Here is a 19794-nt window from a genome sequence, read left to right as displayed (position 1 = left end):
CCTCCGCGCAGTACCGGGCGCTGCCGCTTGTCCGGAGTTTTTCCATGTCCATGTCCCAACTGAGCTTTTTCGATACCTCAGCACTCGGCGGCAGCCAGTCCAATCTCTACTGGGGTGATCTTCCCGGAGACCGCGCCCTTGAGGAAGCCGCCGCTGCGGTTCGACAGGCGACACAGGCCGCCGTCCTGCCGAAAGTGGATTTCGTCCTGAGCGGAACGCGTGGCCTCGCCCAGGGCTGGAAAGAGCGTGCGCGGGACAATCTTGCGGCGATCCGCCTTCTGGCCACGCTGGAAGCAGAAGACCGCAACGCCAGCGCCGACGAGCAGGTCGTCCTTGCCCGTTTCACAGGGTTCGGGGCCGGAGAGCTGGCCAACAGCCTGTTCCCGCGTGCCGGAGAGACCTTCCGGGCAGGGTGGGAAGAGATCGGCAGCCAGCTTGAGGCACTGACCAGCCAGCAGGAGCGGGCGGGTCTGGCACGGGCCACGCAGTACGCCCATTACACGCCTGAGCTGATCGTCCATGCGATGTGGGATCTGGCGGCGCAGATGGGGTTCCGGGGCGGCCGTGCGCTGGAGCCGGGCTGTGGCACCGGACTCTTCATGGCGAGCGTGCCTCCGAAGCTGGCCCCGAAAACCGCCTGGACCGCAATCGAGAATGACCCGCTGACAGCCCGCATCACGCGCAAGCTGTTTCCGAACCAGTGGGTCCGGTCGGAAGACTTCACGACGGCCAAGCTCGCGGAACGCTACGATCTGGTGATCGGCAACCCGCCCTTCAGCAACCGCACGGTCCGGGGCACGGACGAGCTGGGACGCCTTGGCCTGTCCCTGCATGATTATTTCATCGCCCGGTCCATCTCCCGTTTGCGTCCCGGAGCTGTGGCGATGTTCGTGACGTCGCGGTGGACGATGGACAAGTCCGATGCCGGCGCACGGCGCACGATCTTCGAGACCGCCGATTTCGTGGGTGGCGCACGGCTGCCAGCCGGGGCCATGCGCGACGATGCCGGAACGGATGTCGTGGTGGACGTGCTCGTGTTCCGCCGTCGCGCACCGGGAGAGGATGCGGGCGATGCGACATGGCTGGACGTGGCGGCGCTGGAGGACACCGATCAGGGCGAAGGCCCGTTGCGGATCAACCGCTATTTCGCGGAAAACGGCCAGCAGGTTCTCGGTCGGCACGACTGGACGAGCGGTCAGTTCGGCCCGGAATACACCTGCAAGGCCAACCCGCTCCAGATGCTGGACGAGGCCCTGCCGCTCGCCCTCGGCCGCCTCTCTTCGCTGGCCCGCTTCCCGGCCCCGCAGACGCTCGATGTTGCGACGGTGCAGGACAATCATGCCGCCGAGGTCGGAACGGCCGCAGACGGTGCCCTGCTCAAAGAGGGCAGTTATCTGCTGCACAAAGGCGTGCTGCACCAGATCATCGACGGCGAAACCGTGCTGGTAAAGGTGAAGAAAGGCGAGCAGAAGGAAGGGATTTTCCAAAAGCACGCGGCCATCATCAAGGGTCTGATTCCGGTAAGGGACGCGGCCCGTCTGGTGCTGCGCGCCCAGGTGGAGAACCTGCCCTACAGCACCCATCAGGCGGATCTCAAGCGCGCGTATCAGGCGTTCAGCCGTCAGTTCGGGCCGATCAACCTGACGAACACCACGACACGGGTGGATGAAGAGACGGGAGAGGAGAAATCCACACAGCGCCGCCCGAACCTTCAGCCATTTTATGATGATCCGGATGTGTGGCTGGTCAGCTCGATCGAGGAGTATGACGAGAAGAGCCAGACCGGCCGTCCGGGACCGATCTTCAGTGAGCGCGTCATTCAGGCCCCGTCCGAGCCTGAGGTTCACGGCGCCCATGATGCGCTGGCGGTCTCCCTGCATGAGACGGGTGGCGTGGATGTCGAGCGCATGGCGGAGCTTCTGGGCCGCCCCGGTGAAGAAGTGCTCGCCGAACTCGGATCCTCGGTCTATCTCGACCCGATCCGCAGCACAGGCGGCCGTGAGGTCTGGGTGACGGCAGACGAAGCCCTGTCAGGCGCGGTCCGCACCAAGCTGGCGCAGGCCCGGGAGGCTGCCGAGCGCGACCGACGCTATCTGCGCAACGTCGCGGCCCTTGAGGAGGTCCAGCCCGAAGACCTGCGCCCGTCCGACATTACCGCCCGCCTGGGAGCCCCATGGATCCCGGTGCCGGACGTGGAGGCCTTTGTTGCAGAGGTTATGGGGGTTCGCACGACCATTCACCACACGATGGAGGTGGCGACCTGGAGCGTGGACAAGAGCGGGTTTTCCGGCAAGGCGGAGGCCACCTCGGTCTGGGGGACGCAGCGCCGTCATGCCGGGGATCTGCTGGACGATGCGCTCAATCAGGCCAGCCCGAAAATCTGGGACACCTGGCGCGATGTGAATGGCGAACACCGTGAGCTGAACACGAAGGAGACCGAGGCGGCCAAGGAGAAGCTGGCCGCAATCAAGACCGCGTTTGAGACATGGGTCTGGCAGGACACCGACCGCGCCGAGCGTCTGGTGCGGCTGTATAACGATGCGTTCAACAACCTTGTCCCGCGCACGTTCGACGGCTTTCACCTGAAACTGCCGGGAGCCAGCATGGCGATCAGCCTGCGCGACCATCAGAAGCGGGTGATCTGGCGGATCATCGCCAAGGGCAGCACCTACATGGCTCATGCGGTGGGGTCCGGGAAGACGTTCTCGATGTGCGCGGCCGTGATGGAGCAAAAGCGCCTCGGCCTGATTTCCAAGGGCATGATCGTGGTGCCCGGACACTGCCTTGCGCAGATGGCGCGTGAGTTCATGATGCTCTACCCGAACGCCCAGATCCTCGTGGCGGACGAGACGAATTTCGTGAAGGACAAGCGCCAGCGGTTCCTGGCCCGGGCCGCCACGGGAAACTGGGACGCCATTGTCATCACGCATGACGCCTTCAAGTTCGTGCCGGTCGAGAGCGCCTTTGAGCAGGAGATGGTCGAGGACCAGATTGCCTCCTACGAAAGCCTTCTGGAGAATGTGAGCCGCGATGACCGACTGTCGCGCAAGCGCATCGAGCGCCTGAAGGAGGGGATGGAAGCCAAGCTGAAAGCGCTATCCAGCCGCAAGGACGATCTCGTGCATCTCGGTGAAATCGGGGTGGACCAGATCCTCGTGGATGAGGCGCAGCAGTTCCGGAAGCTGTCTTTCGGCACAAACCAGTCCGATCTGAAGGGGATCGACCCGAACGGCAGCCAGCGCGCCTGGGATCTGTTCGTCAAAACGCGCTACCTCGCCAGGCGCAATCCCGAGCGTGTACTGGTCATGGCGTCAGGCTCGCCGATCACCAACACCCTGGGCGAGATGTTCTCGATCCAGCGCTTCATGGATCTGCCAGCCCTTGTCGAGCGTGGCCTGCACGAGTTCGACGCCTGGGCCGCAAGTTTTGGTGAAACCCGCACGGAGCTGGAGCTTCAGCCGAGCGGTCTTTACAAGCCGGTCACGCGCTTTTCGGAGTTCGTGAATGTCGCCGATCTGATGGCGATGTATCGCGACTTTGCCGACGTCGTGCAGCAGGACGACCTGCGACGCTACGTCAAACTGCCCGAGATTGCGGGTGGCAGGCGTGAGATCGTCGTGGCCGATAGCGGGGACGCCTTCCGCGAGTATCAGAAGACGCTCGCCGAGCGGATCAAGAAAATTGAAGAGCGCACGGGCAAGCCCCAGAAGGGCGACGACATCCTGCTGTCCGTCATCACCGATGCCCGGCACGCGGCAATCGACCTGCGTTTCGTGCGGAACTGGGCGGATAATGACAACAGCAACAAGCTGAACGTCATGATCCGCAAGGTCTTTGAGATCTGGCAGAACACGTCCGCCAATCGCTACACCGACCCCGAAACGGGGCGGGAATACGAGCTGCCCGGTGCCACGCAGATGATCTTCTCGGACCTGGGCACGGAATCCGCGCTGGAGACACGCGGGTTCTCAGCCTATCGCTGGATCCGCGACGAACTGATCCGTATGGGCGTGCCGCGCGACGAGATCGCCTTCATGCAGCACTACAAGAAGAGCACGGCCAAGCAGGCGCTCTTCCGCGACATGAACTCCGGGCGCAAACGCATTCTGATCGGATCGTCCGCCACCATGGGAACGGGCGTGAATGCGCAGCAGCGCCTGATCGCCCTGCATCATCTCGATGTGCCCTGGCTGGTCTCGGACATCATCCAGCGCGAGGGCCGGATCGAGCGGCAGGGCAATCAGAACCCGGTGATCCAGCTTTACGCCTACGCCCTGAAAGGGTCGGTGGATGCGACGAACTGGCAGATGCTGGAGCGCAAGCAGAAGTTCATCTGCCTTGCGATGTCCGGAGACCGGACCATCCGCCGTCTGGAAGATGTGGGGGCGGAAGCCAACCAGTTCGCCATGGCGAAGGCCCTTGCGTCGGGAGACGAACGTCTGATGCAGAAGGCGGGACTGGAGGCCGAACTGGCCCGCCTGGAGCGCTTGCAGGCCGCGCATCACGACGATCAGTATAACGTCCGTCGTGCCATCGACCGTGCCGAGCGTGACCGTGAGACGGCGCAGGCCGTGATCCCGCGTCTTCAGAACGACATCGCACGGCGCGAGCCGACACGCGGTGAGGCGTTCCGTCTGGTGCGTAAGGACCGGGAGATGACCGAGCGTGAGAAGGCCGGTCAGTGGCTTCTCTCGCAGGCCCGTCTCGCCGCGAAGTCCGGGGAGAAAGGCAAGTGGACCCTTGGCACCATCGGCGGCTTCGAGATCCTGTGCGAGACCTGGCGCACCCGCTTTGACGGCGAGGAGACGTGGGACGCGACACTTTGTCTTGTGCTGGACGGGCGGATCCTCGGCATGGACTTCGACCGCGAGACAAGCCCGGTTGGGCTGATCAGCCGCATCGAGAACGCGCTGTTGCGGTTCGAGGCGGAACTGGCGGATGCGCGCCGTCAGGTGGAGGAAGCCGAGCGCAAGCTCCCCGGCTATCGCGCCCGTGTGGGGCTGGCGTTCCCGGAGGCGGCTTTGTTGCAGGAGAAGCGCGAGGCCATGGCGGCCCTTGAGGCGGATCTGGCAGCCGATACGCAGCGCCGCGAGGAGGCGGAAAAGGCCGAGCTGGAAGCTGCCTGAAATAAAAAAATATAGTCAGTTATGGGGGGATAGTGTTGAAAAAGTCGCGCTTGCTTTGAGAGTGAAGCACTGATTCACTCTTTGCAGGAGGAACCTGCAAATGATGGGTGATCGAACGAAAATACAGGAGGCACTGTTCTACGAGTTCCGCCTTGAAGATCATGTGCCAGCTGGCCACCTGTTGCGTTCAATTGATCGCTTTGTCGATCTGGACGGCCTGCGTGAGCATCTTCGCCCATTTTACAGCGGCACGGGGCGGCCTTCAATCGATCCTGAGCTGATCATCAGGATGTTAATCGTTGGCTACGTGATGGGTATTCGATCCGAGCGACGGCTATGTGAAGAAGTCCATCTTAACCTGGCCTACCGGTGGTTCTGTGGCCTTGGGCTCAACGGCCCTGTGCCTGATCATTCGACATTCTCGAAAAACCGGCACGGACGCTTCCGGGAGAGTGATCTGCTTCGCCAAATGTTCGAAATGACCGTCCGGCAGTGCATCGCCAAGGGACTGGTGGGCGGTGAAGGCTTTGCGGTCGATGCCAGCACGATCAAGGCCGACGCTAATCGGCAGCGCAGTGTTCCGAGCCCAGATAAACTGACGATCGAGGCAGCCCAACGTGCTGTGCGGGAGTATTTCTCGGTGCTGGACGATGCTGCATTTGGGTCTGCTACGCCCGTGCAACCAAAATATATCTCTCCGGTCGATCCTGCGGCACGTTGGAACGCTGCAAGCGGTGGCCTTGCTTATTATGCCTACTGCACAAATTACCTCATTGACCTTAAAGCGGCTGTCATCATGGATGTAGAAACCACGACAGCCATCCGGCAGGCCGAGGTTACGGCGCAACGCAGAATGATAGAGCGTACGCAGGAAACATTTGGAATATGGCCCGAAAGGCTTGCTGCGGATACAGCTTATGGATCCGCTGAAAATCTTGCGTGGCTGGTTCATGAGCGTGGCATAGAACCTCACATTCCGGTCTTCGACAAATCTGCCCGGCAGGAGGGGACTTTCGAACGTCGAGATTTCACATATGACCATGTGCATGATCTTTACATCTGTCCTGGAGGCCAAGAACTGAAGCAGCAGTGGCGCAAGATCAACTCGGATCAACCAAACGCCCCTCCCGACAACCTACTTCGATACCGTTCGTCGAAACTGGCGTGCGACGTATGCACTCTCAAACCGAAATGCTGCCCCGATCAGCCCAGTCGTAAGGTCCTGCGCTCCATCCATGAAGGCGCTCGTGATCTGGCCCGCGACATTGCCTTAACCGACGCCTATATTGTCTCCAGACGAGAACGAAAGAAGGTCGAAATGCTGTTTGCTCACCTCAAGCGCATTTTGAAGATCGATCGGTTGAGGCTCAGAGGACCAAACGGCGCCCGTGATGAGTTCCATCTCGCCGCAGCTGCCCAAAATCTCCGCAAAATGGCGAAACTGATACCCCCCGGAACACCTGCCTTATCCACCTGAGGCAAGAAAGCTGCACTTATGTCGAAGTAGCTTGGCAACACTTTCACTCTTCACCATGAGTTTTTCAACACTATCGGGGGAAAGCGGAATGTCGGCTTTGTGTAGGGCGATCGGTAAAACCGGACATGCACACGGACGACCCTCGCGAAGGCTTTCACCCCATTCCGATCGTTCAAATAAACCGTGAGACATTCTGAAAGCCGACATTTGCTCATGAATCAGCCAAGCGCCAGTTAATTGATTCAGTGTACGTGTTCGAATCCCACTTGGTCCGCCAGCCCCGCCGATTGTACGCTATACTATACTACGCTACAGCGACCAAAACACCGCCAATCACCGTATCATTTGCTACGCTGATTTTTCAGTGGTTGTTCCCGTCGGTTCGTTCAGGTGAGTGCTATACTCGACAGGTCGGTAGCAGCATCAATCGGTGTGCCTGCTTCCTTTCGCTCCGAATATCGATCAACGAGTTGCGCGGCATGCGGACGAAGCAGCACGGTGAAGCGCACCAGCTCCTCCATCACGTCCACGATCCGGTCGTAATAGCTGGACGGCTTCATCCGGCCGGCGTCGTCAAACTCATTGAACGCCTTTGGGACCGACGACTGGTTGGGAATCGTCACCATCCGCATCCAGCGGCCGAGGACGCGCAGCGTGTTGACGCTGTTGAACGACTGCGATCCAGCCGACACCTGCATAACGGCGAGCGTGCGGCCCTGCGTTGGGCGCATCCCGCCCATCGACAGCGGAAGGTGATCGACTTGCAGCTTCATGATGCCGGTAATCTGGCCGTGCCGCTCGGGGCTGCACCACACATGCCCCTCAGACCACATCGAAAGATCGCGCAGCTCACGGACGGCCGGGTGATCGTCTCTTGTCACTTGATCGGGCAGCGGCAGCGTGGCGGGGTCAAAAATGCGCGTCTCGCAGCCGAAGAATTGCAGCAGGCGGGCCGCTTCCTCGATACAGAGACGCGAATAGGATCGTTCCCGTAAGGAGCCGTAGAGCAGCAAGATACGCGGCGGCGGATCACCAGAGCCCAGCCCGAGGGCGGGACGTTGGCGCGCATAACGCCGATCGAGCACGGGCAGATGATCGGGGTCGGAGAGCGTGCGGAGCGGCATTACAGACTGAGTCTTATGGCGAGTGCGGCGAGCGTCATCAGCAGCACCGGAATCGTCAGCGTCGCGCCGACCTTGAAGTAATAGCCCCAGCCAATGCGGATGCCCTTCTGCCCGAGGACATGCAGCCACAGCAGCGTCGCGAGCGAGCCGATCGGCGTGATCTTCGGCCCGAGGTCGCAACCGATCACGTTGGCGTAGATCATCGCTTCCTTGATCGTGCCCGTGGCGTGCGTCGCGTCGATCGACAGCGCCCCCACCAGCACGGTCGGCATGTTGTTCATCACCGACGACAGCAGCGCGGCGATGATGCCGGTGCCGAACGCCGCGCCCCACACGCCGCCTTGCGTGGTGCGATCGAGCAGGCCGGCAAGATGATCGGTCAAGCCAGCATTCCGCAGGCCGTAGACGACCAGGTACATGCCGAGCGAGAAGATCACGATCTGCCACGGCGCGCTGGCCAGCACTTTGCGCGTCTGGATGACGTGGCCGCGCGCGGCGATGATGAGCAGGAGGACTGCACCGGCAGCGGCTACGGCACTAACCGGCACGCCGATGGGTTCGAGCAGGAAGAAGCCGGCGAGCAGCAGGGCAAGAACGACCCAGCCCGCCTTGAACGTGGCATGGTCGCGGATCGCATCACCGGGCGCGCGGAGCTGCGCCACATCGTAGCTCGCCGGTATGTCGCGCCGGAAAAACAGCAGAAGCGAGACTAGCGTCGCCGCGATCGACGCGAGATCGACCGGCACCATCACCGAGGCATAATCGGCAAAGCCGATCCGGAAGACGTCGGCCGACACGATGTTGACGAGGTTGGAGACGATCAGCGGGAGACTGGCCGTATCGGCGATGAACCCTGCCGCCATCACGAACGCCAGCGTCGTCTTGTCCTTGTATCCCAGCGCGCGCAGCATCGCGATGACGATCGGCGTCAGGATCAGGGCCGCGCCATCATTGGCGAACAGCGAGGACACCGCCGCACCGAGCAGCACGATCAGCACGAATAGCCGGCGACCATGCCCCCCGCCCCAGCGCGCGACATGAAGTGCCGCCCATTCGAAAAATCCGGCTTCATCGAGCAACAGGCTGACGATGATGATCGCGACGAACGTTGCGGTCGCGTTCCAGACGATACCCCACACCACCGGCACGTCGGAGAACGAGACGACCCCGACGAGCAACGCGATCGCCGCTCCGGCCAGCGCGCTCCAGCCGATGCCGAGGCCCTTGGGTTGCCAGATGACGAGCGCGATCGTGACGACGAAGGTAGCAAGGGCGAGCAGCATCAGGGGATGCGCTGACCCGAGACGTTCACGACCTTTTCGCCGTCTTCCTTGGTAAACGCCCCCTGTTGCGGCTCGGGCAGCAGATCAAGGACCGCTTCGGAAGGTCGGCACAGCTTTACGCCGAGCGGTGAGATGACCAGCGGCCGGTTGATGAGGACCGGATGCGCCATCATCGCGTCCACCAGTGCGTCGTCCGACAGCGACGTGTCGCCCAAGCCCAGCTCCGCATAGGGCGTGCCCTTCTCACGCAGCAGATCGCGGGGCCTGATCCCGGCGCGATCGATCAGCTCGACCAGCAGCGCGCGCGAGGGCGGCGTCTTCAGATATTCGACCACATGCGGCTCGAGGCCGGCATTGCGGATCATCGCCAGCGTGTTGCGCGACGTGCCGCACTCGGGGTTGTGATAGATCACGATATCGACGGCCACGGGGCGTCCTTTCAACAGCAGGGGGTGAGTTCGGCCAGGAGCGGCGCGCACAGTTCAGACGAGCCGGCGCAGCAGTCTTTGACGAGGAACAGCGTTAGCGCGCGCAGCCCATCCAGATCGGCCCGGTAGATGATCGACCGACTATGCCGTTCGGAGCGCACAATGCCGGCGCGCGCGAGAATGCCGAGGTGCGCAGACATCGTGTTCTGCGGCACGTCGAGTTGGCGAGCAATTTCGCCAGCAGCCAGGCCGGCTGGTTCGTGGCGGACAAGCAGACGGAACACGTCGAGGCGCGTACCCTGAGCGAGCGCCCCAAAGGCGGCAATGGCAGCTTCTAATTCCATATATCCAGCATATTGGATATATTGGTCTCTGTGCAACTGTTTTTGATGGACGGGCCTTGATCGTCTTTAGAGCAGTTCCCTACGATCCGGGACCGATCAACACGGGCGATGCCGGTAATCATCACAGTGCGGCATTAGAGGGCTATAGCGTAGACGTAGTGCTCATCATCATTGGGCGTGGCCCGCATGATGAGATTCGAACCTCGACTGGGTAGAATGCGGGTGCAAGTCCGCTATCCGTCTTTGCGGGAAGAGCGTTGGATGATTCATGTCCGCTACGCGGAAAACGACTCGAGCAAATGTATGTCTGAGAAGTAGGCGTATCCTGCCTGTCTGCTCCTGTATCACTGAACTGACAGGCGGATTAGGGGGGGAACGGAAGGTCCGATATTGGAGAATGTCCCTAGCAAAGCAGACCTCGACTGCTCCTTCATGAGCATCGTGATGGCACTTGTTAGGCCTAGGACTCATGTGAGCGGATGAAATCGACGAACGCGCGGAGCGGCGGAGGTAACTGGCGGCGGCCGGAATAGTAAAGCATGGGTCCTGAGAAGGGTGCGGCCCAGTCTTCAAGCACCACGTCCAGTGCACCGCTGCGGATGTGCGGAGCCAGCCAGTCTTCGAACAGACAGACGATGCCCAGACCCGCTATCGCAGCTTCTACCAGGAGATCGCAGGCCGATCCAGGTTGAACCAGTAAAGGCCCTGGTGGATCGAGGCGAATAACCTCACCGTCTTTCTCGAACTCCCACATGGCTGACGCGCCACCGGAGAAGCGAAGGCGCAGACAGGCGTGTTCCAGCAGCTCACCTGGATGCTGGGGACGTCCTTTCATGGACAGATAGGATGGTGCGGCCACAGTCAGAAGGCGCTGGGTTCGCGGCCCGATGGGGACTGCGATCATGTCCTGTTCTAGACGCTCTTCATAACGGATACCTGCATCCGCGCCAGAGGCGAGAATATCAACAAAACTGTCCTCGACCGTGACTTCCATGCGGATTTGCGGGTAAGCGATCAGGAAAGGCGACAGAATGCCCGGAAGTACGGTCCTGGCGATATTGGCCGGCACATTGAGACGGATCGTCCCCGCAGGCTGATCGGTTTGCGTATGAACCGTATCGAGTGCGGCGCTGATCTCGGCAAGAGCAGGCGAGAGCCGTTCGAACAGTCGGGCACCTGTTTCAGTGAGCGAAATGCTACGCGTGCTGCGATGAAGCAGGCGGGTACCAAGACGGGTTTCTAGTCGCCGTAAAGCGTCGCTAAGCCTCGATGCTGACGAACCTGAAACGCGCGCAGCTTCGCGAAAACCTCCCGCACGCGCAACGGCGACGAACGCCGAAAGATCATCAAGCTCGAGTGACATTGTGCGGTTTTCCGTACAGCTCGTTCAGATTTGACCAGCTTATCGATCATTTGAACGTAGTCCATGTTTGGTATGCACCTTTTATCAAGGAGATACTAATGAGCAGTCGCGCCAATGCCGGAACCTTTATACTCGGCGACCGCGTTGTGAACCGTATGGGCTACGGAGCGATGCAGCTTGCTGGCCCTGGTGTTTTCGGGTCGCCGCGGGACCGTAAAGCTGCCGTTGCAGTGTTACGAGCTGCTGTCGAAGCTGGCGTTAATCATATCGATACCAGCGATTTCTATGGCCCACATATCACCAACCAGATCATTCGCGAGGCGCTGCACCCTTATCCTGATGACCTTGTGATCGTGACCAAGGTCGGCGCGCTACGTGGTGAGGATGCATCATGGAAGCCAGCCCAGAGTGCTGAGGACCTGACCAGAGCCGTGCATGATAATCTGCGCAATCTGGGACTGGAACGGCTTGATGTGGTCAATCTGCGACTGATGGGAGACATTCATGCTCCCAAAGAAGGGTCGTTGGCAGAACCGTTTTCAGCACTGGCTGCTTTGCGTGAACAGGGTCTTATCCGCCATCTTGGCCTCAGCAATGTAACTGGCGCGCAGGTGGCCGAAGCGCAAACGATCGCACCAGTCGTCTGCGTCCAGAACCATTACAACCTCGTCCACAGAAAGGATGATGGCCTGATCAATGCTTTGGCGGCACAGGGGGTAGCCTATGTTCCATTTTTCCCCTTGGGTGGGTTCAGCCCGATCCAGTCTGATGCCCTGTCCCGGGTTGCAGGCGATATCGGGAGAACTCCGTTGCAAGTGGCGCTGGCCTGGTTGTTGGCCCGGTCACCCAACCTGCTTCTCATCCCGGGGACTTCGAACCCCCTTCATCTGACCGAAAATCTCGCGGCAGCAACGCTGGAACTGTCCGCTGATGTTCAGGCGCGCCTCGACACTATTGCTGCCCCTTAATCTTCGAACCAGAATCCATCTGAGACGTGATACTGCCGGTTCACCGCTTGCAGTATCACGTACCTAGCTGTCAGCTAGGCTCAGGACTCATAGCCAGAAGATGACGGTTGCAGCGAGGCAGATGGCTGAGAAGAAGACATTCGGGCATCTGTCATAGCGTGTTGCGACCCTCCGCCAGTCCTTGAGCCTTCCGAACATAATCTCGATGCGATTACGGCGTTTATATTTTCTCTTATCGTATTTGACCGGTTTTTCACGAGATTTCCGTCCTGGAATGCAGGGCTTTATCCCCCTCTCTTCCAGGGCGTCCCTGAACCAGTCGGCGTCATACCCGCGATCGCCTAACATCCACTGTGCCATAGGAAGACTGTCCAGCAGGACAGCGGCACCGGTATAATCGCTGACCTGTCCCGCCGTCATGAAGAAGCTCAGCGGTCGTCCGTTCTGATCGGTGATCGCATGCAGCTTCGTATTCATGCCGCCTTTTGTCCGTCCGATCAGACGCCCTGGATCCCCTTTTTTAGCCGCAGGCTTGAAGCCGTGCGGTGTGCCTTGAGATACGTCGCATCAATCATAATCGTCCGAGGCTCGGCTTTTGCAGCAGACAGGCCATCCATCATCCGCATGAAAATGCCCATGTCGCCCCAGCGCTTCCAGCGGTTGTACAACGTCTTATGTGGACCGTATTCCCGGGGTGCATCACGCCAGCGCATCCCATTGCGGTTCACGAAAATGATCCCGCTCAACACGCGACGGTCATCAACGCGAGGTTTGCCGTGGCTCTTTGGGAAAAAGGGCCGCAGACGATCCATCTGTTCATCCGTCAGCCAAAACAGGTCGCTCATCTCCAGTCTCCTCACAGAGCCTGAATCAGATTTCCGTAATCAAATCAATGGGTCCTGAGCCTAGAAAGTCGGCAGGAGCAGTACCGCTGTCCTCTTATAGCGTCTCGGCTATTGTGGGCTACAAAGGAGGGCGAGGTGAATTTCAGCGCGGCCTGTCCACTTACCTAAACAGGCCGGAATCATTTGAATCAGATAATCACGCGAGATCGAGATTATGCGGCTTGTCCGGGAGTTTCCTTGGACGCTCGTCTTCCTCCGCCAGGCCGAATGACAGATCCGCGGCTCGGAAACTACCAGTTCCGGAGCCAAACAGAATTCCGAAGGCTATGTATACTGCGGTATCAGGGATCCCTATCGTAACACGCCGGCTCACCCATCCTGTCGTGCCCGTGACCGGTCCATCAAAACCTCCGTCCAGCCCGAGATTATCAAACTCCAGAGGATCCCGACCATGTCCGCGCGCAGAGATCCATATCCGACCGCTGCCGGTCGCATTGGTGCATCTTATCTGCGCACGAAGACTCACCCGTTTGCCGCAATACTGCCTCGCAGAGATGCGCTGCATGACTGTCAGAAAATCCCCGGGCTTTATAGCCTCTGTGGGCACACGCAATGTCCGGTTTTCGATCAGGAGGGCTGGTCCATTTTCAGGACCGTCACCAGCCAGAAGATTGCTGCGGAACAGATCAGAGCGACCGCTTGCAAACCATCCGTCCGGAAGTCTGTCTCCGTCCTTTGATCCATAAGGTGTCGGTTCGGTTCTTGTTTTATCGGCTTCCAGGTGGGCGGCCACGACATTCCAGTCATTGTAGCCCAACTGCTTAGCAACCAGCTCCAGAGAGGCAGAATGGCTAAGTTTCACATGCCGTTCCGCAAGTGCTTCGCGCAAAATGCGGGCCATAGTCTTTGGATTTGGGGTCTGCATTAGTCACGTCTCCGTCAGTGACGAACAACGGCTTGTGGTCAGAGCCTGCATTCCCGACTTCCGTTCGCCACATCCGAAGGGTATGTGCAGATACGGATCAACGCATTCACCGAACCAGAAATCTATCCCGGCGCAGGCGGCGGGCTGCGCTAAAAGCCCGCTCGCACGGTGCATGAAAATACGTCTTCAGACAAGAGCGCCAGACATATAGCTCAGGGCCCATAGCCAGAACATGAACGTTGCAGCAAGATCGATGGCCGATGCCGATGTCTGCTTTCAGGAAACCAGATCGGTTGCCGAAACGGCAGGAATGAGGGCGTCTGCCGCCTGTCCGCTTCACGTTTTTTGAGCGGACAGGCAGATCAGGGGGGAAACGGAATGTCGGCAGTTGGGCGGTAGGACCGGAAAATCGGTCATTCGCGCAATCGATTTTCACGATACAAATGGGCGTCTCCTGAAGATCACCTACTTCGTCGGGGGAGAGCTGCCCGCCCCGTGAGACGCCGCATATATGCACTCGTCATGCCAGCGATAGGTTCATGGTCAGTGCCTGAGGGACGGAGCAGAAACTGCGGCTGGCGCGAGGTTGAAGCGCTATTTCTTTTTGGAGGAAATTGCTTCAGACCGCCTCCGTTCTTTTACTTTGCCTTCGTAAAGGCATCGCGCAGGAAATGCGTTGCCTGGGCGATTGCGGCGGTGGATGCCGGCGTCTTGGCGAGCGCATTGAGCATAACGAAATCGTGGATCGTCGCGTTATATCGGGTCGTTATGACAGGCACACCGGCTTCGACCAGGCGTCGGGCGTAGGCCTCGCCCTCGTCACGCAGGACATCGTTTTCATCTGTGATGACTAGCGCTGGCGCCTGCCCGTGCAGGATGGAGTCCGGCGTGTTCAACGGCGAGACATGCGGCTGGGCGCGGTCAGTACCGGCAGGCAGATACTGGTTCCAGAAATAATCCATGGCTTTCGCTGTCAGCCAGGGGCCACCGGCGAACTCGCGATAGGATCCATCATTCATCGCGGCATCGGTTACCGGATAGAACAGGAGCTGGGCTACGGGCCTGGGTCCATGCCGCTCCGCAACGAGGGCGGAGACGACCGCAACCATATTACCGCCGACGCTGTCTCCGGCGATGGCAATGCGGGATGGATCGATCCCGAATTCGACCGGATGACGAGCGACATACTCCAGAACCGCATAATCCTGCTCGATCGCAGTTGGATAACGCGCCTCGGGCGAGCGTTCGTAATCGACGAAGATCACCACCGCACCGCTGCCCGCCGCCAGGTCGCGCACGAGGCGGTCATGGCTGGCTGGGCCGCCCATCACCCAACCGGCACCATGATAATAAACGATGGCGGGCGCATGGTTCGGGGCGTCGAGCGGGCGATAGATCCGGATGCGCGTGCTGCCGGTCGGGCCAATGGGAAGCACGCGATCGGTAATCCGAGCAGAGGGAGCGGTGACCTTCACCGACGCCTGCGCGCCGTCCAGTAGCGCACGGGCATCGTGCGGCGACAGCGACGGGATGGCCGGGGCGTGGGCGTCGGCGAGGCCGTTGAGGAAATGCTGGGTCGTGGGCTCTAGCACGGGGGCGGCGAGCGCGGGGGCAGCGGCAATAGCGGTAGCCAAGGCGATGGCTGTGGAGAGGCACTTCATGATGGAAAACTCCGTATCGATCAGGCTGCGATCGGCCTGTGAGGCACATCAATATCGTGCGCGACATTATCGCTCAATATCAGAAAATGCATGACTCCCATGCATTAACATCGCCCAAGATTTGATATTGTGCGATATAATGGCTCTACTTATGGAGGACGATATGAACGAAGACCCATCCACACCTGATCTGTCGAATTTCGTGTGCTTCTCGCTGTATGCCGCGAGCCACGCCTTCAATCGGCTATACCAACCGCTGCTCGAGCCGCTCGGTCTCACCTATCCGCAATATCTAGTAATGACCGTCCTGTGGGGCAGTGACGGCAGACTTGTCGGCGAAATCGGATCACAACTCGATCTGGTCAGCTCCACCCTGACGCCGTTGCTCAAGCGGCTGGAGGGCGCTGGCCTTGTGGAACGCACCCGCGACCAGAAGGACGAACGACAGGTGCGCGTTCGTCTGACGGAGGCCGGTCGGGCCCTGCGCGTTCAGGCCGAGACGATTCCGGCTTGTGTGTTAGCGGCGACCGGGCTGTCGATCACCGAACTGCGGGACTTGCGTAATCGGGTCGACCGGCTGCGCCAAGCCGTCAGCTCTCCGCGTGCCCCGGGCTGCAAGTCCGACGATCATTGAGCCTGTCACCCGTCAATAACCATTTCCAGAGAGACTGGTCTTGAGTTCCCCTACGCCCTAACATAGACGAGCGGGGTCATCGCACTTGGCCGCCGGCACATACCGCGCATTTTAGGCTGGATGCTCGTGATGTTGGTCGTGATCGGCAACAGCCTATTCTCGCAAGCCATGAACACGTCTGCTTCAGAGAAGCGAAGGCCGACGTTCTGGCGTCCGACATGAGGCGTATCCTGCCTGTCTGCTCCTGTATCACTGAACTGACAGGCGGATTAGGGGGGGGTAAACGGAATGTCGGTTATCGGGAAGGAATGACCGGAAGCGGCCATTAATAACCTCCCGTTCATGACGGCTACCGACACGCCCTGCCAAACATACTTGAATCGTAACCTCCCGATAGCTGGTTCTGACTTAGAGAACGGTAAACGATCGAGACGAGCGAAGTTCAGATCAAAAAATTACAGCCGTTACTTAGAACGCAACAGTATCGGTGCAACCTCATTCTCCCATTTAGCGCGAAGCTGTCGCGAGAGGAACTCGATGAATAGTCGCACTTTCGCAGAAGCGAAGCGGCTATGAGGGACGATCGCATGGATCGGAGCATTCGGAATTCGGACGCTCGGTAGCACGATCTCCAACCTACCGTATCGGATGTCGTCAGCTACATCCCATATGGCCTTCATAATAATGCCGGCCCCCTCAAGCGCCCAGACATGGGCGAGATCACCGTCGTTGGTTGTCAGGTCGCCGCGCATTCTGATCTGGCGGCCGTCGGCAAAGGTCCAGATGTCAGATGGGGGAGTTCCGAACAAGATAGCGTCATGTTCTCCGAGAAGATCTAGAGCATTAGGTCGCCCTTTCCGATCGAGATAGGATGGGGCGGCGCAGAGCACATATTCGTTTGGACAAAGAGTGCGGGCGATGAGGCTAGAATCAGCGAGCGAACCAAAACGGATTGCGACGTCGAAGCCCTCATTTATCAGGTCAACGAGCCTGTCACTGGCATCGAGGTGAACTTTCACACGCGGATGATCGCGCTCGAAGGAGTGGATCAGTCTCGCCATATGGCGCCGGCCGAAGGCGAAAGTCGTCGTCACGCGCAACAGCCCGACAGCCACATTCTGCCCCCTGGACGCTTCGGCCTCGGCTTCGATTACATCGTCAAGGATGCGGGCAGCGCGCGCATAAAATGCCTTACCTTCATCGGTCAGTGAGAGCGTGCGCGTCGTGCGATTGACGAGGCGCACGCCCAAGCGTTCTTCCAGTCCGGCAAGGCGCCGTGAAACGGCAGTCAGCGATTGGTTAAGCGACGCTGCGGCTCCAGTGAGGCTACCGCCCTCAGCAATGCGGACGAAGGTGATGAAATCGGTCAGCTGGTCGGCCATAATATTGCTCTTGCCGCAAGAATGTATCCCGATAAAGCTCGATTATCACGAATACCTCAACGCCATAGATTGTCAAAAGTGTGCAATCGCGCGTGTTCTCCGGCGAAGCCCGCCTCAACGAGGAATGAAAATGAGTATAAAAAATGTTGTCCTGATCGCCGGTGTACATGGCGTTTCCGGTAAGGCTGCGGCCATTGCCTGGTCGAAAGTGCCTAACACGAAGGTTTATGGCCTGTCGCGTCGAAACGCGGACCTGCCCGTGGGCGTCGAGGGCATCGTGGTAGATCTGCTCGATCGGGCTGCTGTCGAGGCCAAGCTAAGCGCCCTCGCCGACGTGACCCACATCGTGTTTGCTGCTTACATCGAAAAGGCCAGTGCGACGGAACGTTCGCAAGTCAATGTTGCGATCTTGCAGAATCTAGTCGAGGTCGTGGAGAAAGCGTCGCAGACGCTCCAACACGTCGTATTCTATCAGGGAGGCAAGGCCTACGGCTCCGATCTCGGCCCGTTTAAGACACCCGCTCGTGAGGACGATCCGCGCCTCATGTCGCCGAACTTCTACTACGATCAGGAGGATTTCCTGCGTCGTCAACAGGTCGGTAAAGGCTGGCATTGGACCGCGCTGCGGCCTGAGGCGATCATCGGCTATGCCACCGGCAACCCGATGAACCTTGGCGTCGCAATCGCCGTTTATGCTGCGATTTCGAAGGAGTTGGGCATCCCACTGCGCTTCCCCGGTACACCGGAGGCCTATCGAGCACTCTATCAGGTGAGTGCCGCAGACGTGCTTGCAGACGGCACCGTCTGGGCAGGCCGCACCGATTCCGCCAAGGACTCCATCTTCAATCTGACGAACGGTGACCAGTTCCGCTGGCAGTATATGTGGCCGCGCATCGCTAAGATGTTCGACATGGAGACGGCCGAGCCTGTGCCAATGCCGCTAGCGTCTTACATGAGCGACAAGGCCGATCTGTGGGCCAGCATCGTCAAAAAATATAGCCTACAGGATATTCCCTATAACAAGTTAGTCGCCTGGAATTTCGCCGATTTCATCTTCTCCAGCGGCTTCGACAACGTCTCCAGCACCATTAAGGTGCGCAAGGCCGGGTTCGATGGCTGCATCGACAGTGAGGACATGTTCCGCACCTTCTTTGAGCAGCTGCGCGCCGAGAAGGTCATCCCCTGATCTGCATTGCCTCCTTGTCTGGCGATGTTTGCATTTTACCGGGAACGCCGCCCGTATCGTGGTAGCTCCAAATCGCGCCTAATCTGGTTGCCGAAAGGCAACCATCGCCTACGTCCCAAAACTCGTTCTATGTTGCTTTGTGCGACAATGTCGGCTGTTGGTCACCTGCAACGATCGCTGGAATGTCCGACATGAGGCGGAAGCGGTCACTTTACGGATAGCGAGAAATGCTCCGTGCCGTAGGCAGAAGGTCCCTGAATTGCGTCAGTACAGGACGCATGAACGCGTCACTGAACTGCCCAATGGATGAGGTTTGCTGCAAATAGTATGAGCTGGCAGTCGGATCCAGATTGTACTCGTCGAGTACAATCCACTGACGCAACGCCTGATCAAGGCCAGCACGCTTCTTTTCGGTGGTCGGCACTTCAACCGCGATGCGGGTTGCAGACGGCTGTTTTGTCGTCAGGGGCAGCAGCAGGACATACTGACGATCATCACGACCTATAAAGACTGCGGCCACGGCCGTTGGACGATCCTTGCGTCCTTCTGTTTCGCCATTCCCGCTCTGCCAGTGCCAGAGATAAGGATACCGCAGCACCATGCCGGGCCGGAAAGTCTGGCTCATGGTTCTGTGCGGGTTTCCAGCAGGTACCCGTCAATCGCATTTGCTACGTCGTGAGCCAGATCCTGAGGCATTTCCGTAGTGGCACCGGCAGTACGCTCTGGTGCGCTTCCTACCAATGCCTCGTATTGTTCGACACTCAGCATGACCAACCGTGGTTTGCCGCGCTGATTGATTGAAATTGGCCCTTGCAGGGCACTGGCAATGATGTCTCCGGATTTGCGGGACAGATCGCTTGTCGAGAATGTGCGCATGTCCTTCTCCTTTATTTGTGTAAAATACAGCATTTACAGATTTGATGCAATTTCCGAAGGAAGAGTGCTTTGAAAGGGTGAAGGACAAGAAGGAAAAGAGGGGCTTTCACGAACCAGCCAGCCGCGCAAGGCTCAGGCCGGGCGCGCTGCGCGCGGCCTTGCGCGGCTGGCT

16 protein-coding genes are annotated in these 19794 nt (G+C 59.4%); 5 read left to right on the top strand and 11 right to left on the bottom strand.

What is annotated here, in order from left to right:
* Positions 1 to 44 precede the first annotated feature (44 nt).
* Positions 45 to 5126: a DEAD/DEAH box helicase family protein gene (locus GKO01_RS11805; protein WP_099287203.1), complete on the top strand. Its 5082-nt coding sequence runs from the start codon at positions 45 to 47 to the stop codon at positions 5124 to 5126.
* Between the two features lie 100 nt (positions 5127 to 5226).
* On the top strand, positions 5227 to 6603 hold the full coding sequence (locus GKO01_RS11800) for a transposase (RefSeq protein ID WP_099287202.1): 1377 nt from the start codon (positions 5227 to 5229) through the stop codon (positions 6601 to 6603).
* A gap of 386 nt (positions 6604 to 6989) precedes the next feature.
* Here GKO01_RS11800 and arsH read toward each other — a convergent pair whose 3' ends face one another.
* From arsH to GKO01_RS11775, 5 genes are all read right to left on the bottom strand, one after another.
* Positions 6990 to 7727, bottom strand: a complete 738-nt coding sequence (gene arsH / locus GKO01_RS11795; protein WP_099287201.1) for an arsenical resistance protein ArsH — start codon at positions 7725 to 7727, stop codon at positions 6990 to 6992.
* Positions 7727 to 9007: an arsenic transporter gene (locus tag GKO01_RS11790; protein ID WP_456303733.1), complete on the bottom strand. Its 1281-nt coding sequence runs from the start codon at positions 9005 to 9007 to the stop codon at positions 7727 to 7729. Before GKO01_RS11790 ends, arsH begins: the two co-directional genes overlap by 1 nt.
* Before the next feature lie 2 nt (positions 9008 to 9009).
* Positions 9010 to 9438, bottom strand: coding sequence for an arsenate reductase (glutaredoxin) (gene arsC / locus GKO01_RS11785; protein ID WP_099287199.1), 429 nt, complete (start codon positions 9436 to 9438; stop codon positions 9010 to 9012).
* An 11-nt stretch (positions 9439 to 9449) separates the two neighbouring features.
* Positions 9450 to 9782: an ArsR/SmtB family transcription factor gene (locus GKO01_RS11780; RefSeq protein ID WP_099287198.1), complete on the bottom strand. Its 333-nt coding sequence runs from the start codon at positions 9780 to 9782 to the stop codon at positions 9450 to 9452.
* Positions 9783 to 10242: 460 nt separating this feature from the next.
* On the bottom strand, positions 10243 to 11145 hold the full coding sequence (locus tag GKO01_RS11775; protein WP_099287197.1) for a LysR family transcriptional regulator: 903 nt from the start codon (positions 11143 to 11145) through the stop codon (positions 10243 to 10245).
* Positions 11146 to 11243: 98 nt separating this feature from the next.
* Between GKO01_RS11775 and GKO01_RS11770 the strand changes: the two genes are divergently transcribed.
* Positions 11244 to 12113 (top strand): aldo/keto reductase family oxidoreductase, encoded by an 870-nt coding sequence (locus GKO01_RS11770; protein ID WP_099287196.1) that lies wholly within the window; start codon positions 11244 to 11246, stop codon positions 12111 to 12113.
* Positions 12114 to 12200: 87 nt separating this feature from the next.
* On the opposite strand, the gene GKO01_RS11765 is transcribed toward GKO01_RS11770, so the two are convergent.
* The 3 genes from GKO01_RS11765 to GKO01_RS11755 form a co-directional block, all read right to left on the bottom strand.
* A protein-coding gene (locus tag GKO01_RS11765) for an IS5 family transposase (protein WP_099287195.1) occupies positions 12201 to 12958 on the bottom strand; the annotation gives its coding sequence in 2 pieces (ribosomal slippage) (positions 12201 to 12625 and positions 12625 to 12958; 759 coding nt in all).
* A gap of 196 nt (positions 12959 to 13154) precedes the next feature.
* Positions 13155 to 13883: a glyoxalase superfamily protein gene (locus GKO01_RS11760; protein WP_244901442.1), complete on the bottom strand. Its 729-nt coding sequence runs from the start codon at positions 13881 to 13883 to the stop codon at positions 13155 to 13157.
* A 638-nt stretch (positions 13884 to 14521) separates the two neighbouring features.
* The gene (locus tag GKO01_RS11755) at positions 14522 to 15544 is read right to left on the bottom strand and encodes an alpha/beta hydrolase (protein ID WP_099287194.1); all 1023 of its coding nucleotides are present in this window, start codon (positions 15542 to 15544) and stop codon (positions 14522 to 14524) included.
* 163 nt (positions 15545 to 15707) lie between these two features.
* On the opposite strand from GKO01_RS11755, the gene GKO01_RS11750 reads away from it, so the two are divergent.
* Positions 15708 to 16178, top strand: coding sequence for a MarR family winged helix-turn-helix transcriptional regulator (locus tag GKO01_RS11750; protein WP_059431499.1), 471 nt, complete (start codon positions 15708 to 15710; stop codon positions 16176 to 16178).
* Between the two features lie 464 nt (positions 16179 to 16642).
* Here GKO01_RS11750 and GKO01_RS11745 read toward each other — a convergent pair whose 3' ends face one another.
* Positions 16643 to 17560 carry a LysR family transcriptional regulator gene (locus tag GKO01_RS11745; RefSeq protein WP_099287193.1) on the bottom strand — a complete coding sequence of 306 codons (918 nt, stop codon included), beginning with the start codon at positions 17558 to 17560 and terminating at the stop codon, positions 16643 to 16645.
* A 130-nt stretch (positions 17561 to 17690) separates the two neighbouring features.
* Here GKO01_RS11745 and GKO01_RS11740 point away from each other — a divergent pair, with 130 nt between their 5' ends.
* Positions 17691 to 18746, top strand: a complete 1056-nt coding sequence (locus GKO01_RS11740) for an SDR family oxidoreductase (protein ID WP_218017437.1) — start codon at positions 17691 to 17693, stop codon at positions 18744 to 18746.
* A 211-nt stretch (positions 18747 to 18957) separates the two neighbouring features.
* Here the strand turns inward: GKO01_RS11740 and GKO01_RS11735 are convergent, their stop codons facing one another.
* Entirely contained in the window at positions 18958 to 19371 is a 414-nt protein-coding gene (locus GKO01_RS11735; RefSeq protein WP_244901441.1) for a hypothetical protein, read from the bottom strand.
* The gene (locus GKO01_RS11730) at positions 19368 to 19622 is read right to left on the bottom strand and encodes a type II toxin-antitoxin system prevent-host-death family antitoxin (protein ID WP_099287192.1); all 255 of its coding nucleotides are present in this window, start codon (positions 19620 to 19622) and stop codon (positions 19368 to 19370) included. Before GKO01_RS11730 ends, GKO01_RS11735 begins: the two co-directional genes overlap by 4 nt.
* Between the last annotated feature and the right edge of the window lie 172 nt (positions 19623 to 19794).

The organism is Gluconobacter kondonii (genome assembly GCF_002723995.1).
GTDB lineage: Bacteria > Pseudomonadota > Alphaproteobacteria > Acetobacterales > Acetobacteraceae > Gluconobacter > Gluconobacter kondonii.
The sequence above is the reverse complement of the archived record's forward strand: the minus strand, read 5'-3'. Positions and strand labels throughout refer to the sequence as shown.